The organism is Gottfriedia acidiceleris, from assembly GCF_002128425.1.
Classification (GTDB): domain Bacteria; phylum Bacillota; class Bacilli; order Bacillales; family Bacillaceae_G; genus Gottfriedia; species Gottfriedia acidiceleris.
In genome coordinates this window covers 114,417-130,101 of the sequence record NZ_NESS01000005.1, presented here as the reverse complement: position 1 = coordinate 130,101, position 15,685 = coordinate 114,417, and the positions used below count along the sequence as shown (strand labels likewise).

Genomic DNA, 15,685 nt, shown 5'->3' with positions numbered 1-15,685 from the left:
CTTTTACTTCACAAGGGAGGAAACATAAATGGAAAATACAATACAAAAACAAGCAAGTGAAAAGTTACTAATTACTGCCATGCTCACGGTGACTCTTTCATCTATGAGTATATTACTCTTCAATTTTGTACTTCCCCTCATTAGCAAAGAATTTCAGCTCACAAATTCTCAAGTAAGCTGGGTTACATCAGCTTATACACTTATTTATGGAATTGGAACAGCAATTTATGGGAAATTAGCAGATCGGTACAAACTAAAAAATTTATTAACCTTTGGATTAATTCTTTTTAGTTTTGCGTCATTATTAGGTTTCTTTTCTACTTCCTATTGGCTTTTGCTCGTTGCGAGATGTTTACAAGCAGTTGGCGCAGCGACAATTCCGGCAACAGCTACGCTTATACCAATTCGATACTTTCCTATCGAACGAAGAGGTACAGCCATGGGAACGGTGTTTGTAGGAACAGCATTAGGTGGTGCACTTGGACCTGTTATTTCTTCATTAGTTGTCAGTGTTTTGGATTGGCGTTGGCTTTTCTGTATCCCTTTATTACTTCTTTTGACGTTGCCGTTTTATATAAAATATTTAGGAAATGAGCAAGAACTAAAAGTTGATACGGCTCTCGATTGGTTAGGCGGAGCACTACTGGGATTAACAATTACTCAGGTTTTATTAGGTGTAACGAATGGAACAGCATGGTTTATTGGAGGGATTATTACGTTGATTCTATTCATAATACGAATTCACTCTGCGAGGGATCCTTTTGTTCAACCCAAGTTATTTAAGAACAAAAAATATTCATCTTATTTAGTGTTAGCATTCTTTATAACTGGAATTGGTTATTCAATATTTTTTTTAACTCCTTTATTTTTAGCAGATATTCAAAAACTCCCTCCTAGCTTGATTGGTTTAGCGATGGTACCCGCTGCAACTGCATCGGCTATTTTGAATAGAATAGGTGGTAAGCTTGCGGATTCAAAGAGTACACCCTATTTATTCTTTTTAGCATCAAGTTTATTAATAGTATGCTTTTTCCTACTTTCAACTTTAATTGATTCAAATACTTTGCTACTAGCGCTATTTTTAATCTTCGGCAATGTCGGCCAATCGTTTATGATGATTGCCATGTCAAAAACGATCTCAACAACCTTGCCAAAAGAGCATGCAGGTGTTGGAATGGGCCTACTAATGATGCAAAATTTCATTTCAGGTTCCATTGCAATCGGGATATATGGGAAAGCCATTGATATTAAAGCAAGTACTACATGGAATCCATTGCTTCAGTCATTGAATGGCATTATCTACAGTAACATTTTCATTGTATTGACTATCCTGCATGTTATTATTCTGATTGTATATAAGTTTAAGATGAATAAAAAATAAAAAACTCTTAATCATTTAATTCCGCAAATAATATTGGCACGTTTATGATGTGAAAAGGAATGGAGGCAAATGCGGCATGGATGTCTACTATATAAGTACGATATAAACTTCCATTCACTGTGCTGAATCTGAGGATTCATGGTTGGCTAACGCATGTGTTAGTGCACAACACGAGCTGCAAATATGCGGCTTTTTTTATTTTGTAAAAGCCAGGGATTTCAATAAAGATTTTGAATATAAAAGGATATTTACTAATTATAGAGAAATCTTTATTTTATGGGAGAATTATCCAAAAAAAATTAAAAGCCATGAGTATATATAAGTGACTGAAGGGTTCAAATTTGGTTCGAGCTACATTTAAGCCAAGTGAGCGAACACATACTTACACGTAGATAATTTAGAAAAGAAAGATCTTGTAAAAAGACAACCAAACTCAAATGATAGAAGGGTTTTTAATGTCGTACTGATAGAAGAATGAAGAGCATTATTTGACAAGATTTTTCCCAAACACGTTCCGACCATTTCTCAAAACTTATTATTTATCTCGAATCATGAAAAGATTAGCTAATTGATTAATTTAAGGGAATTGGAATTGGTGCACAAAATTTGGAAAAATAAATTTTTGAGCTAAATAGGAGGAAAAAACAATGACAAATGAAAAATTAAATGTAGGTATTATTTTAGGGAGTACAAGAAAGGGACGAGTTAGCCCACAAGTGGGAGAATGGGTTAAAGGAATTGCTGACAAACGTGGAGATGGTGCAAACTATGAAATTGTAGATATTGCTGATTATCAATTACCTTTTTTTGGAACAACTGATGGAACTGAACCAGGTATTGCAGCTTGGAACGAAAAACTTAACAGCTTGGATGGATTCGTATTTATCGTTCAGGAATATAATCACAGTATAACAGGAGCCTTAAAAAATGCACTTGATTTAGCTCGTGAAGCGTGGAATAACAAAGCAGCAGGTATCGTTAGTTATGGTTCAACGGGCGGTGCTCGTGCAGCTGAACATTTACGAGGAATCATGGGTGAGCTAATGATTGCAGATGTTCGTGTTCACCCTACATTGTCCCTATTTACCGATTTTGAAAACTATTCTACTTTCAAGCCAGCTGAATTACACCTTAATAATGTAAATGCAATGCTTGACCAAGTTGTTGCTTGGAGTGGTGCATTAAAAACCTTGAGAAAATAGTTTTATTAAGTGAACTATGTTACGAATATCAGACGGTAAAAAAAGTGTCTGATATTCTTTTTTATATCTAGTAAATATATTCATTTTCGAGAATGATTTCGGACATCTCTATCTTTATGCATGAGTTAGTTCAATAAAATTTACTTAAGGCTGTCTAAATGGACAGTTTTTTTATGTCAAAATAACATTTTATATAAAAGTATTTATTAAAAAACAGATAATACCAATATATGGTAATATTAAAATATCCAATTTGTATTAGGAGGAATTAAATATGAACCATATAAATTTAAATTTCGAATACAAACAAAAAGAAAAGAAAAATGGTAACCGATTTGTCTCTGTAAGAGATAAAGGGGAGAATGCTTTACTTGAAGTTGAGAAAAAAGGGAATCTAGTAGAAATTATCACTTATTGGAAGAATGAAAAAACAACTAAGTTTACGATTCCATTAGAACTTTTTGAAAAAATATTTAACGATATTCATTAATGCTAGCTAATATAAATAGATAGATTGGTAGGAGATTAGGATGGAATATACGTTTCTTGTATTATTGTTAGTCATTGTTTTTGTATTTATTAAAACTGTTATTGATAAACTTAACAAACTAGAGAATCGAATGAAAAATATTAAGGTTACGTTAGATCAGATTGCTAACGTAGTAGAAGTACCCGAACATCCGATTAATAATGAATTGCGTAAACTATTAAAAGAAGGAAAAGAAATTCAAGCAATTAAAGAGGTTAGAGCTATTTTAGGCCTTTCTTTATTAGAAGCTAAACAATATGTTGATGCTTTAAAAATGTGAGTTCCTTTTCCTAGGCATGTACGACTAATTATCTTATGTAAACTAACTCAATGCGGAAGTTAAAAAAAGGAGTTGAATTTTATAAAAACAATGAAGTCAGATTCCTTACAAACTGGAATCTGACATTTATATTTTAAGCATTATTGAAACTGGCTAAATCATATTTAAATTTCCGAACGAAAAGTTTTGCCTAAATTATTTCCGAGACCGAAATAATGACGGAAATTGTATATTAGTGGACTCCATTTATTTGGATCAATATGATTTTCATCAATTATGATTTCATTATGAGCATGGACATGTATAACATGTGTCTCAACAATTGCAAAATCAGGTGAATGTTCAGGTATTCGAATGTTTTTTACGATTGCCTCAATTTGAATTGGGCATTCTGTAATTCTTGTAGGTTTTACGGTTTGTGACTCTGTAGCAGTTAATTTACTGATATTGTATTTTTCTTTTTCATATGTAAATCCTATATTTTTCTTAGAATCTGGAACGGGATCTTTTCCCGTGTAAGGGGCTAACAATTCTACATTCTCCCATAATAAAGGGCTAGGTACATTGATGACACATTCAGGATGACGCTGTAAATTTTCAATGGCTTTCCCGCCAAGTCCAATTCCTAATATTATGCAATCTCCTAAAGCCCATGATGATGACATAGGGCTAATATTAACTGTTCCGTCTTCATTCAACGTATTTAGTAAAATCACAGGTGTTCCATAGTATAGAATTTTAGGTTTAATCAACTTTGTATTTGTAAAATGACTCATTTTTTTCCTCCTAATTATTTTTCAATTCTAAATTTATTGTAGAATATAAATAATTCAATTATCATCGAAATATGGATTACATAATGAGAGGAGAATGAAAATGAATGCAAATCCTAATATAGCCATAGTTGCTACGCTTGTAAGTGAAACTTCACGTGCAGCAATATTAACTGTCCTTTTAGATGGTAGATTCCATCCTGCTAGCGAACTAGCATATATGGCTGGAATAAAGCCACAAACGGCTAGTTTCCATTTAGCAAAAATGGTCGATGCGAAATTAGTTAGTGTAGAAAAACAAGGGAGACATCGTTACTACGGTATTCAAAATCAGGAAGTCGCTCAAATATTGGAGACATTATTATCAATAGCTCCTCCAATCGAAATTAAGTCATTAAAACAAGCTTCAGAAAATACAGCAATACGACATGCTAGAACATGTTATGATCATCCTGCTGGTAAGTTTGGGGTACTATTAACTGATTCTTTAATGAACTTGGGAGTTATAAACGAAGAAAAGCAAGGATTTATTGTTACGGAAAAAGGTGAGAGATTCTTTACTGATTTTCAAATTGATCTTGAAAAGATTAAGAAGAAGCGTCGATCATTTTCACATAAATGTTTAGATTGGAGTGAAAGACGTTACCACCTTGGAGGGGCATTGGGAAATGCTCTTCTAGAAAGATTTTTAGATTTAAATTGGATTCAACGTTTGCCAAAAACAAGAGCAATAAAAATTACTTTTGAGGGGAAAAAAGGATTTAAAGAAACATTTTCTTTTGATATCTAAATTTCACAGATAGCAATTTAATGTAATTGAAATCTGGTGTATAAAATAAAAAGAGAGTTGAAGCTATGGAATTCAATTTAAAAAAATTATCAATTAATGATGGTCAAGAAATTTACGCAATGCTTCAAGAAATTCCTTATGATGAAAATGGCTTTTTGAATGATATGAAGGGAGCAACTTTAGAGGAATTTAAGGCGTGGTTGATTAAACGGGATAACGAATCGAAGGGGATTGGAATTGGGGAAGGAAGAATTCCTCAAAATATCTATTGGCTTTATGCAGGTGAAGTACCAATCGGTTACGGTAAAATCCGTCACAGATTAACTGAAAAGTTGTTAGATGATGGAGGACATATTGGATATTCAATTCGCTCTTCTGAAAGAGGAAAGGATATGGTAAACTTCAATTAAAATTGTTGCTTGAAAGAGCTAAAGAAATCGGAATTGATAAAGTTTTACTAACTATCCATAAAAACAATATAAACTCATTGAAAGTTGCGATGAAAAACGGAGGAGTTATTGAAAAACAAGACGAAAACAAATGTTGGGTTTGGATAGAGTGTTAGAAATAATTACTTTTCAATTTAAGAAGTCTTTTTTTATAGTAAATATCAACACCGTACTATAATAGAGTCTTAGAATAAAAAACGCTTTTCAGTTTAAAAGATTAAAAAAATTAAAAAACCCTAATGAGAACCCTTTCAAAATTTTTATTTTTCAAAAGGGATTGACAACTTATAACAAATTCATTAAGATGAATAAAAATAAAACGAAAAAGGAGACATGAACATGATTTTCGCACGCACGAATAATGGGCTACAACATCATCATCCACCCAGGGTTTGAATCTATGGACAAAAATTGACCGTAGATGCAAGCCCTATTCGTGTATCGAAAAGGTGCTTGTGTCGTGCCAGAAGGCCATACAGGCATTTAACCTGTATGGTCTTTTTGTTTTTCTAGAAGGGGGAATGTTCAATTGGATGGGAAATTAAAGCAGTCATTAGTCAATTATCGATATAAAAGAAAAATGGAAGATTATGCACTAGAGCGAGGTTATATCCCATTTCATCCTCAGCTATTTGAAGAGTATGATTCATTTTCTAGTCGAAACCCGAGGTTAGCAAGAGAAGACTTAGTTGTTGTTTTAACACGTTTACAGCAAATTTTATTGTTAAGACCTGATTTAACAAGTGCATTGATGAAAGAGATTTATCCAATCGCGCTTAAGGAAGAGAAATGTAAAGTATTTTATCAATCAACAATCTATCGAAATAACGGGGGAGAACTTGATGAAATTAACCAATTTGGGATTGAAAATTTAGGGAAAATTACTGAAGCGTCTGAAATAGAAGTAGTTATTATGGCAATTGATTTGCTATGCAATGTTCCATTTATTTTAGAAATCGGGCATACGGGGTTTATAGAAGGTTTATTTAAGGAATGTAACTTAACCGGGTCACAAAAAACAAATTTGAAAAAACTAATTTATTTAAAAAATATAGATGAATTAGAACGATTTATTCAGTCGATTAATTTACCGTTTCAAGCCAGAAATGTTTTTGAACAGTTATTTAGTTTACAAGGTAAAGGAGAAAAGCTTCATTCATTACTAAGAAGCTTAGTATTAAATAATGAAATGGCAAATGCTGTTGAAAAAATAATCAAATTTCAAGAAATTAGTCCAAATATTCTTATCGATTTATCAATCGTAAATGAATTTGATTATTATGACGGAATCGTTTTTAAAGGGTACTATGATCAGCTAAATAAAGAGGTTTTAAGTGGAGGGCGCTATCTTCTGGTTTCTGAAGATTCGGAAAACAGTATTGATGCGATCGGATTTTCGATTGATACAAATGCTTGGATAACATGTCAAATGAGGGATGTAAAGTGAATTGGCTAACAGTTGCAGTTGCAAAAGGAAGACTTGAAGATGAGGTTATTAAAATATTAAGTCAGGCTGGTTACCGAAAAGTAATTGATTCTAAAACTAGAAAATTAATTTTTAAAGATGATTTGCATAAAATTAAATATTTAGTAGTGAAACCTGTAGATGTCGCTACATATGTTGAACGAGGAGTTTGCGATCTTGGTTTTGTAGGAAAAGACATTTTGCTAGAACAAGAGAAAGATGTATATGAGTTGATGGATTTAGAACTTGGAAAATGCATTTTTGCAGCAGCGGGTTTTCCAGGAACGGTAATTGATCGAGGTGATGAAACGTTAAGGGTTGCGACAAAATATCCAAATATTACTTCTAAGTATTTTCAATTTAGGCAAAATATCGAACTAATTTATTTAAACGGTTCTGTTGAATTGGCACCAATTGTAGGAATGTCAGATATTATTGTTGACTTAGTAGAAACGGGAAGTACTTTAAAGGCTAATGGTTTAGTCATCCTAGAAGAAATGATTCCAATCAGTGCTAGAGTCATTTCAAATCGTGTTAGTTATCGATTTAACTATTACCGTATAACTGAATTTATAGAAAAAATTAAGAAGGGTAGGAACATATATGCTGGAAATATTATCGATTAATAATAAAAGCGAAAAACTTGAAGATATTATAAACCGAACGAATTTACCTACCGTTGAGATCACAAAAAGCGTTGAAAAAATTCTATTAAATGTAAAAGAAAACGGAGATGAAGCAGTACGCAGGTATTCTTTAATTTATGATGAAGTCAAACTAAAAAGCTTTGAAGTAAGTGAAGATGAGTTTAATGAGGCACTTGAACAAACTGATGAAAATTTAGTAAATGCATTAATTGAAGCTAAAAAAAATATAGAGAAATATCATGAAAAGCAACTGCAGGATGGCTATAAAATAAATGATAAAAATTCATCTGTTCAACAATTAATCAAGCCGATTGAAAGAGTTGGTGTGTATATCCCAGGTGGAAAAGCAGCGTACCCATCAACTGTTTTAATGAATGTGATTCCTGCAAAAATAGCAGGAGTGAACGAAATTGTCATTGTAACACCACCAAATAAAGAAGGTAAAATTAAGTCTTCGATTCTAGTAGCTGCGAAATTAGCTGGCGTTACAAAAGTATTAAAAATTGGTGGAGCGCAAGCAATCGGAGCACTGGCTTATGGAACTGAAACAATTGAAAAAGTAGATAAAATAGTTGGTCCTGGCAATATTTATGTAGCGCTTGCTAAAAAAAGTGTTTCAGGGATAGTTGGAATTGATATGGTTGCGGGTCCAACTGAGGTTGTCATTTTAGCAGATGAAACAGCTAATCCAAGATTTATTGCTGCTGATTTAATGGCCCAAGCAGAGCATGATGAAATGGCATCTAGTATTGTCATTACGAATTCAGAAGAGTTGGCACTAAAAATACAACAAGAAATACCAAACTTATTAGAGGAACAACCAAGAAAAGAAATTATTAAAAGCTCATTCGAAAATTATGGAGCAATTATCGTTGTTAAAACAATCGAAGAAGGAATTGAGCTTGTTAATAAGCTAGCACCTGAACATCTTGAAGTAATGATAAAAAATCCAGAGTCGATCGTTCATGAAGTTAAAAATGCTGGTGCTATCTTTTTAGGAGACTATACTCCAGAGCCTGTTGGCGATTACTTTGCTGGAACGAATCATACATTACCGACTAGTGGGACTGCAAGATTTACATCACCACTAAACGTTAATGATTTTCAAAAGAAAACATCGGTTGTTTATTATAATAAGGTTGCCTTAAGTGAAGCAAGAAAACATATTGAAGTGATTGCACAAGAAGAAGGACTATTTGGTCATGGTAAAGCAATTAGTATTCGATTTGAGGAGGATTCAGAGTGAGAACTGCAGTGATAACAAGACAAACAAATGAAACAAATATTCGTCTGAAATTAAATTTAGATGGTGATGGAGAAAGTTCAATTCAAACTGGTATTGGCTTTTTAGACCATATGTTAACTTTATTTTCATTCCATAGCGGCATAAACTTGGAAGTATTTTGTGAAGGTGATCTTGAAGTCGATGATCATCACACAACAGAAGATGTTGGTATCGCATTAGGTAAAGCATTATTAATTGCATTAGACGAAAAAATTGGCATTAATCGTTACGGATCTTGCTATATTCCAATGGATGAAACGTTAGCTAGAGTTGTCGTCGATTTTAGTGGTAGACCGTATCTCGTTTATAATGATCGAACGGTAAGAGAACGAATTGGAATGATTGATACACAAAATTTTAAAGAATTTTTTAAAGCACTAAGTTCTGAAGCTAGAATGAATTGTCATATGGAAGTTTTATATGGAGAAAATGATCACCACAAAATTGAAGCTTTATTTAAAGCATTTGGCAGAGCGGTTAAACAAGCAGTTGAAGTAACTTCGACTAAGTTACCTTCCACGAAAGGAATGTTATAAGTGAATATTATTATTGATTATGGTGTAGGTAATTTAGACTCATTAAAAAGAGCATGTGAGGAAATTGATTTTCCAGTAGTGATAACGAATGAAATTGAAGTGATCGAGCAAGCTTCTTCTATTATTCTACCAGGTGTTGGGGCATATGAAGCAGCGATGAACGAATTAAATCGACTTAGTTTAGTAGATTGTATTAAGTCTAAGGCAAAAAGCGGTACTCCGACTTTAGGAATTTGCCTAGGAATGCAATTACTATATGAATTTAGTGAAGAAAACTTCGGGTCGAATGGGCTTGGCTTAATTAAAGGTCAAGTAAAGCGTATTCCCGACATTGTAAAAGTTCCACATATGGGCTGGAACAAGCTAATTTTTAATAAAAATGAATCATTATTAAAGTATATAAATGAAGGTGAGTATGTATATTTTGTACATTCATTTTATATTAGTTCAACAAATGATGAGCTTTTAGCTTATTCAGAATATGGAGTAAAGATTCCAGCAATTATTAAATCCGATAATATTTACGGTATGCAATTTCACCCTGAAAAAAGTGCGGAAACTGGACTAAATTTATTAAAAGCATTTAAGGAGATGTGTTTATATGATTCTATATCCAGCAATTGATTTAAAGGACGGTAATTGCGTTCGCCTTGAGCAAGGAGATTTTAATAAGAAAGTAATTTATAAGAGTTCACCACTTGAAGTTGCGTTAGATTTTGAAAAAGCTGGAGCAACAGTATTACATATTGTTGATTTGGACGGAGCAAGAACTGGGGAACGGAAAAATGCTTCAATTATAAAAGAAATTGTTCAAAATACGAATTTAAAAATTCAGTTAGGTGGAGGAATAAGGTCGCTTGATTCGATTTCGTTTTGGTTAGAATTAGGCGTTGAAAAAGTAATTTTAGGTACAGCTGCAATTAATAATAGACAACTTTTAGAACAAGCTGTTTTAAAATATGGTGATCGAATCATTGTAGGAGTAGATGCAAAAAACAGTTATGTAGCTATTAATGGGTGGGAAGAGTCGACAAATCAAGATAGCTTTGAATTTTGTAAACAGCTAGAGCTACTCGGTGTGAAAATAGTCGTATACACGGATATTTCAAAGGACGGTATGTTAAGTGGACCTAATATTGAAGCATATAAAAGGTTAGCTGAAGAAACAAATTTAAACATTATCGCTTCAGGTGGAGTGAGCTCAATCGATGACCTGTTTGCACTACAACAATTAAATATTTATGGTGCGATTTCTGGTAAAGCATTATATGAAGGAAAATTTACAGTTGAGGAGGCACTTAAATGCTTGCAAGAAGAATTATACCGTGCTTAGACGTTCGTAATGGACGAGTTGTAAAAGGAAAACAGTTTTCAAGTATTCAAGATGTTGACTCACCTACGAAACTAGGAAAATATTATAGTGATAATGGTGCTGACGAGCTAGTATTTTATGATATTACAGCCTCAAATGAAGAAAGAGATATTTCAATGAAATTTGTATCAGAAGTAGCAAAGGAATTGCGGATTCCTTTTAGTGTTGGTGGTGGGGTACGTTCGATTGATGATTTTACAAAACTGTTAAGAAATGGAGCCGATAAAGTATCAATCAATTCTGCCGCAATTTTAAATCCTAATTTAATTAAAGAAGCATCAGATCGTTTTGGATCGCAATGTGTTGTCCTTTCCATTGATGCAAAGTTAAATAAAGATGGTCAATATAAAGTGTTCATAAATGGTGGTCGAAAAGAGACTGAATGGGACGCGGTTGATTGGGCTAAGAAAGGTGTGGAACTTGGAGCGGGTGAAATTGTCTTAAATAGTATTGATGAGGATGGCATGAAAAGAGGATTTGATATCAGATTGCTGCAAAAAATTACAAATGCAGTTAATGTTCCTGTTATCGCATCTGGTGGAGCTGGTAAAGTAGAACACTTTTATGATGCGATTGAATATGCAAATGTCGATGGCGTTTTAGCTGCCTCAGTATTCCATTTTGGAGAGATTAAAATTAGTGAATTAAAAGACTATTTAAACGAAAAAAATATTCCAGTTCGACTATAGGAGGAGAAAATATGTTTTTTGATATCGAAAAAATTCGCTTTAATGAACAAGGGTTAGTACCAGCAATTGTGCAAGATATTGATTCGAAAGAAGTATTAATGCTGGCTTATATGAATAATGAATCAATTAAACTCACAATCGATACTGGATTTGCAACGTTTTATAGTAGAAGTCGCAAATCAATTTGGAAAAAAGGTGAAACATCTGGAAATCTTCAATATGTAAAATCGATTTCTTATGATTGTGACCAAGATTCAATTTTACTACAGGTTGAACAAGTAGGAGTAGCTTGCCACACAGGAAGCTATAGTTGTTTTTCCGAAAAATTAACTTTAATGCAAGAAACAAATGCTGTTCAAAATGAATCACTAAGTTATCTGCCAAATCTATATGAAACGATACTAGATCGAAAAAAGAATCCGATTGAAGGATCCTATACTACCTATCTATTTAATCAGGGTATAGATAAGATATTGAAAAAAGTAGGTGAAGAGACAAGCGAAGTAATAATCGGAGCTAAAAATGATGGAACTGAAGAATTAATTTATGAGATTAGTGATCTTGTTTATCACACGATTGTCCTAATGGTCGAAAAAGGAATAAAACTTGAAGAGATAAACAATTGCTTAATAAATAGGAAGGAGAAAGTAAAATCTTGAAAATAGATGGACACACTCATACACAATATTGTCCGCACGGAAGTGGTGATGACGTACAATTAATGGTCGAAAAAGCGATTGAACTTGGGTTCGATGAGTACCATATCACTGAGCATACACCAGTTCCAACATCATTTCAAAACTGCTTAAAGCCTAATGAAGCAGTAGCTTCGCTTGCGATGTCTGAAAATGAAGTAGACGAATATATTAAGGAAATGTATAAAGTAAGAGAGCAATATAAGGATCGAATTCGTATAAAAATTGGATTTGAATTTGATTATTTACCAAATGAATCAAAATGGTTTAAAGATTTTTTAAAAGAATACGGTAAATATTGTGACACTGGACTATTATCAGTACATTATTTAGAAGGATTAAATGGATGGCATTGTATAGATTATAAAGCTGAAGATACTCTTACTGGTTTAGTAAATTACTATGGTAGTGCAGAAGCGTTTCAACTTGCTTATTACGATGTGGTAAAACAGTCAATCATTGATGACTTAAGTCCGTATAAACCAAAACGAATAGGACATATGACTTTATGCAATAAATTTAAACAATTTTTAAAATGTGAAGATACGGAAAAGATACTAAATAAACAAGTTGAAATATTAAAGCTAGTAAAAGAAAAAAATTATATTTTAGACTATAATACAGCAGGATTTTTTAAAGAGTATTGTGGTGAAACTTATCCACCAAAACATGTCATTGAAATTGCGAATTCATTAAATATAGAGTTTATGTATGGTTCTGATTCTCATAGTGTAAAAGATGTTGGAAGAGGATATGAGTTTTATCTTGCAAATAGTAAAAAATCATGCTGACGATCAATTTGTATTACAGTTATTAAAAAGGGGAAACTGATCTGTCATGCCTTATATGAGTAAGTTAATTACATCAACTTTTTTTTAACTTACTCTTGAACCTTTTATGGGTAAGTTAATTACATCAACTTGCTTATTTACTTACTCATGAACGCCTTATGAGTAACTAATTTACATGTTTTTGCTTTTATACTTACTCATGAACGCCTTATGAGTAATCAATTTACATGTTTTTACATTTTTACATACTCATGAACACTTCATGAGTATGATTTTTTTATATCTCCAAAATTTTACTAACCCATGAACCTTTTCACGAATATCCGCAAAAAAGCTTCCATTTCCACTATTGTCTTTATTTTATTTCAACACGCTAACCCTCAGATAAAATTATCGTTTTTTTTGTTGTGAATTATAGCGAAATTTCCCCGAATTACAAATATCAAACGTTAATGTATAATTAAGGGAAAATTAGGAAATTTTCCAATTAAAAGGGGATTTGAATGTCAAATATTAATTGGGTCGTATTAGGGGTTTTATTAATGAGTATGATTGATTATTTGATGGTTTATTTTGGACTTGTTAATAACGAGAATCAAAGATGGGACTGGTTTGAAAAACGAACAAAGATTCAAAAAATTAGTGTACTTTCTGGCGTATTTTTAGTTATATTTGTTCTTCACTTTGTAACTAATAGTTAAAACAAATATTCCAAATGTTATAAGATACTAAAAAAAAGAAAAGGTAAAAATGTCCATGTGTTGAATAAATAAACAGTGGTGACCTCAATATGAAACAATTGTTTTTATTTTAGTTCAAATATAGTCCTACTTTTTTAATGTAAGTTTAATAGGTATGAGGAGACTTTATAGAAGTAATTTCTAAAATTATTAGAGTTTAAAGGGGGAGTATGTTTTGAATCGAAAAGAATTGTTTTTAAACGTATTAGACAAAACATATGATAAGGAAAGTTGGTTTGCTCCACTAAAAGATGCAATTGAAGGAATTTCAGCCCAGCAAGCTGGCTTTAGACCAGCAGGAGAAGCAACGAAATCGATTTGGGAAAACGTTAATCATCTTCTTTATTACAAAGAGAGGCTTGTAGCAAATCTAGAAGGTAAAGAGTGGACGCAAAATCTAGATGGTGACCAAACCTTCTTTCTTACTGAACAATCGAATGAAGGAAACGAGTGGAAGAAAGTAGTTGAACGCTTGGAAAATACTTGTTCTAGTTTAAGACAGCTAGTGAGTAATATGACTGATGAGGAACTTATGAGAAATTCTTTTGAAGTTAAACTAATGGATCTATTACTACATGACGCTTATCATACAGGACAAATTATTCAAATTAGAAAAATGCAAGGATCGTGGCCATCACATCGTTGACATAAGAAACCAGAGGCAGCTTAATGCTGTCTTTTTATATAATGCTTTCTATGCTATTTAAAAAAGGAGAATAATTGATGTTTAGTTATAAAATTGAAGAAAACCTACAATTAAAATTATTAACTCTTCATGATGCAGAAGAGTTATACAAATTAACGATTAATTCAATGGAGCAATTAAAAGAATGGTTACCATTAATAGCATACAATAAAAAACTTGAGGATACAGAGAATTTTATAAAATCAACAATGAAACAATTTTCTGAAAATAATGGATTTCAAGCTGGTATTTGGTCAAATGCGAAACTTGTAGGCGTAATCGGATTCCATAAAATTGATTGGACTAACAAGTCGACTAGTATTGGTTATTGGCTAGGAAAGGGGTTTGAAGGATCCGGCATAATGACAAAAGCTTGTCATGCATTTGTTAACCATGCATTATCCGATTTAAAGCTAAATCGAGTCGAGATTCGTGCTGCTGTTGAAAATACAAAAAGCCGTGCTATTCCAGGGAGATTAGGATTTTGTCAAGAAGGTCGTATTAGGAAAGCCGAATGGTTGTATGATCATTATGTAGATCACATTGTTTACGGTATGTTAGCGGAGGATTGGGTTTCACTAAGGAAATGATTTAATTAAATTTCTAATGTCAATAATATTGGAGCTTTTCTTGCATGAAAAGTATTAATACTTCAAATACTTCATTTTAAAGGACTTACTTATTATTTTTTTAGAAGTTAAATGAAGTGTGTAAGCAGTCTAACATAATGGCTTGTCTAACGTAATGCTATAAAACTGCATGTAAGAAAAGGAGAATAACAATGCATTGGTATGAAAAACTAAATCAGTATTTTCCAGTTGAAGAAATGAAATCAAGGGAGCATATGGAAACATTATTGAAAGAGCGGTCAGATATATACCATAAAGACGAAGGCCCTCATCATGTTTTAATGTATGCGGAACTGGATGATTTTGTATTTATTGATTACTTATTCGTTTCAAAAGATGCCCGTGGGCAAGGTCTTGGGTATAAACTGCTTGAAAAGCTAAAGAAGAAGGGCAAACCGATTATTTTAGAGGTTGAACCAGTTAATTATGAAGATACTGATACAGAAAAAAGGCTTCGATTTTATAAAAGAGAAGGCTTTGAGCATGCTCAGTCAATTGGATATAACAGACGCTCACTAGCAACTCAAGAAATAAACCCAATGGAAATTCTGTACTGGTCTCCAAATAACGAGGGTGAAGAAATGATTTTTAAGGCGATGAAAAAAACTTATAATATGATTCATACATATAAGGATACACATTTTTACGGTGAATCTTATCAGCCAGTAAATGATGTTTTAACTTTTGGTGAAAATAATAGCAATCAAAATCTTTTAGAAGACATATAAAAAGGTGAAATAAAAAACG

The 15,685-nt window shown here is 32.5% G+C and carries 21 protein-coding genes and 1 pseudogene; 21 read left to right on the top strand and 1 reads right to left on the bottom strand.

Going from position 1 to position 15,685, the window contains the following annotated elements:
• Positions 1–28 precede the first annotated feature (28 nt).
• The 5 genes and pseudogenes from B6K90_RS11260 to B6K90_RS11245 all read left to right on the top strand — a co-directional run bounded on the left by B6K90_RS11260 (position 29) and on the right by B6K90_RS11245 (position 3,392).
• Positions 29–1,381 (top strand): MFS transporter, encoded by a 1,353-nt coding sequence (locus B6K90_RS11260; RefSeq protein WP_088012840.1) that lies wholly within the window; start codon positions 29–31, stop codon positions 1,379–1,381.
• A gap of 391 nt (positions 1,382–1,772) precedes the next feature.
• Positions 1,773–1,859, top strand: a pseudogene (locus B6K90_RS24570) (hypothetical protein); the annotation flags it as partial.
• A 169-nt stretch (positions 1,860–2,028) separates the two neighbouring features.
• On the top strand, positions 2,029–2,583 hold the full coding sequence (locus B6K90_RS11255) for an NADPH-dependent FMN reductase (protein WP_088012838.1): 555 nt from the start codon (positions 2,029–2,031) through the stop codon (positions 2,581–2,583).
• A 274-nt stretch (positions 2,584–2,857) separates the two neighbouring features.
• Entirely contained in the window at positions 2,858–3,073 is a 216-nt protein-coding gene (locus tag B6K90_RS11250; RefSeq protein ID WP_088012836.1) for a hypothetical protein, read from the top strand.
• 40 nt (positions 3,074–3,113) lie between these two features.
• A complete protein-coding gene (locus B6K90_RS11245) occupies positions 3,114–3,392 on the top strand; it encodes a ribosomal protein L7/L12 (protein WP_088012834.1) in 279 nt (92 codons plus the stop codon).
• Positions 3,393–3,556: 164 nt separating this feature from the next.
• On the opposite strand, the gene B6K90_RS11240 is transcribed toward B6K90_RS11245, so the two are convergent.
• A complete protein-coding gene (locus B6K90_RS11240) occupies positions 3,557–4,168 on the bottom strand; it encodes a flavin reductase family protein (protein WP_088012832.1) in 612 nt (203 codons plus the stop codon).
• 100 nt (positions 4,169–4,268) lie between these two features.
• Here B6K90_RS11240 and B6K90_RS11235 point away from each other — a divergent pair, with 100 nt between their 5' ends.
• From B6K90_RS11235 to B6K90_RS11165, 16 genes are all read left to right on the top strand, one after another.
• Positions 4,269–4,955: an ArsR/SmtB family transcription factor gene (locus tag B6K90_RS11235; RefSeq protein WP_088012830.1), complete on the top strand. Its 687-nt coding sequence runs from the start codon at positions 4,269–4,271 to the stop codon at positions 4,953–4,955.
• 65 nt (positions 4,956–5,020) lie between these two features.
• Entirely contained in the window at positions 5,021–5,365 is a 345-nt protein-coding gene (locus B6K90_RS11230; protein WP_212667550.1) for a GNAT family N-acetyltransferase, read from the top strand.
• 2 nt (positions 5,366–5,367) lie between these two features.
• The gene (locus tag B6K90_RS24565) at positions 5,368–5,520 is read left to right on the top strand and encodes a hypothetical protein (protein WP_407920511.1); all 153 of its coding nucleotides are present in this window, start codon (positions 5,368–5,370) and stop codon (positions 5,518–5,520) included.
• Between the two features lie 413 nt (positions 5,521–5,933).
• Complete coding sequence (locus B6K90_RS11225) at positions 5,934–6,851, top strand: ATP phosphoribosyltransferase regulatory subunit (protein WP_088012829.1); 918 nt, start codon at positions 5,934–5,936, stop codon at positions 6,849–6,851.
• Positions 6,848–7,495, top strand: a complete 648-nt coding sequence (gene hisG / locus B6K90_RS11220) for an ATP phosphoribosyltransferase (RefSeq protein WP_139840718.1) — start codon at positions 6,848–6,850, stop codon at positions 7,493–7,495. The genes B6K90_RS11225 and hisG overlap by 4 nt, the downstream gene beginning before the upstream one ends.
• Positions 7,476–8,762: a histidinol dehydrogenase gene (gene hisD / locus B6K90_RS11215; protein ID WP_407920516.1), complete on the top strand. Its 1,287-nt coding sequence runs from the start codon at positions 7,476–7,478 to the stop codon at positions 8,760–8,762. Before hisG ends, hisD begins: the two co-directional genes overlap by 20 nt.
• A complete protein-coding gene (hisB, locus tag B6K90_RS11210) occupies positions 8,759–9,337 on the top strand; it encodes an imidazoleglycerol-phosphate dehydratase HisB (RefSeq protein ID WP_088012824.1) in 579 nt (192 codons plus the stop codon). The genes hisD and hisB overlap by 4 nt, the downstream gene beginning before the upstream one ends.
• Positions 9,338–9,961, top strand: coding sequence for an imidazole glycerol phosphate synthase subunit HisH (gene hisH, locus B6K90_RS11205; protein ID WP_088012822.1), 624 nt, complete (start codon positions 9,338–9,340; stop codon positions 9,959–9,961).
• The gene (gene hisA, locus B6K90_RS11200) at positions 9,939–10,670 is read left to right on the top strand and encodes a 1-(5-phosphoribosyl)-5-[(5-phosphoribosylamino)methylideneamino]imidazole-4-carboxamide isomerase (protein WP_088012821.1); all 732 of its coding nucleotides are present in this window, start codon (positions 9,939–9,941) and stop codon (positions 10,668–10,670) included. The genes hisH and hisA overlap by 23 nt, the downstream gene beginning before the upstream one ends.
• A complete protein-coding gene (gene hisF / locus B6K90_RS11195) occupies positions 10,640–11,398 on the top strand; it encodes an imidazole glycerol phosphate synthase subunit HisF (RefSeq protein ID WP_088012819.1) in 759 nt (252 codons plus the stop codon). The genes hisA and hisF overlap by 31 nt, the downstream gene beginning before the upstream one ends.
• A gap of 11 nt (positions 11,399–11,409) precedes the next feature.
• Positions 11,410–12,057, top strand: a complete 648-nt coding sequence (gene hisIE, locus B6K90_RS11190; RefSeq protein WP_088012817.1) for a bifunctional phosphoribosyl-AMP cyclohydrolase/phosphoribosyl-ATP diphosphatase HisIE — start codon at positions 11,410–11,412, stop codon at positions 12,055–12,057.
• Complete coding sequence (hisJ, locus tag B6K90_RS11185) at positions 12,054–12,884, top strand: histidinol-phosphatase HisJ (RefSeq protein ID WP_088012816.1); 831 nt, start codon at positions 12,054–12,056, stop codon at positions 12,882–12,884. The genes hisIE and hisJ overlap by 4 nt, the downstream gene beginning before the upstream one ends.
• A gap of 503 nt (positions 12,885–13,387) precedes the next feature.
• Positions 13,388–13,585, top strand: a complete 198-nt coding sequence (locus B6K90_RS11180) for a hypothetical protein (protein WP_088012815.1) — start codon at positions 13,388–13,390, stop codon at positions 13,583–13,585.
• A gap of 214 nt (positions 13,586–13,799) precedes the next feature.
• Complete coding sequence (locus tag B6K90_RS11175; protein ID WP_088012814.1) at positions 13,800–14,270, top strand: DinB family protein; 471 nt, start codon at positions 13,800–13,802, stop codon at positions 14,268–14,270.
• Between the two features lie 77 nt (positions 14,271–14,347).
• A complete protein-coding gene (locus B6K90_RS11170; protein ID WP_088012813.1) occupies positions 14,348–14,899 on the top strand; it encodes a GNAT family N-acetyltransferase in 552 nt (183 codons plus the stop codon).
• A 191-nt stretch (positions 14,900–15,090) separates the two neighbouring features.
• A complete protein-coding gene (locus tag B6K90_RS11165) occupies positions 15,091–15,666 on the top strand; it encodes a GNAT family N-acetyltransferase (protein WP_088012812.1) in 576 nt (191 codons plus the stop codon).
• Positions 15,667–15,685 lie beyond the last annotated feature (19 nt).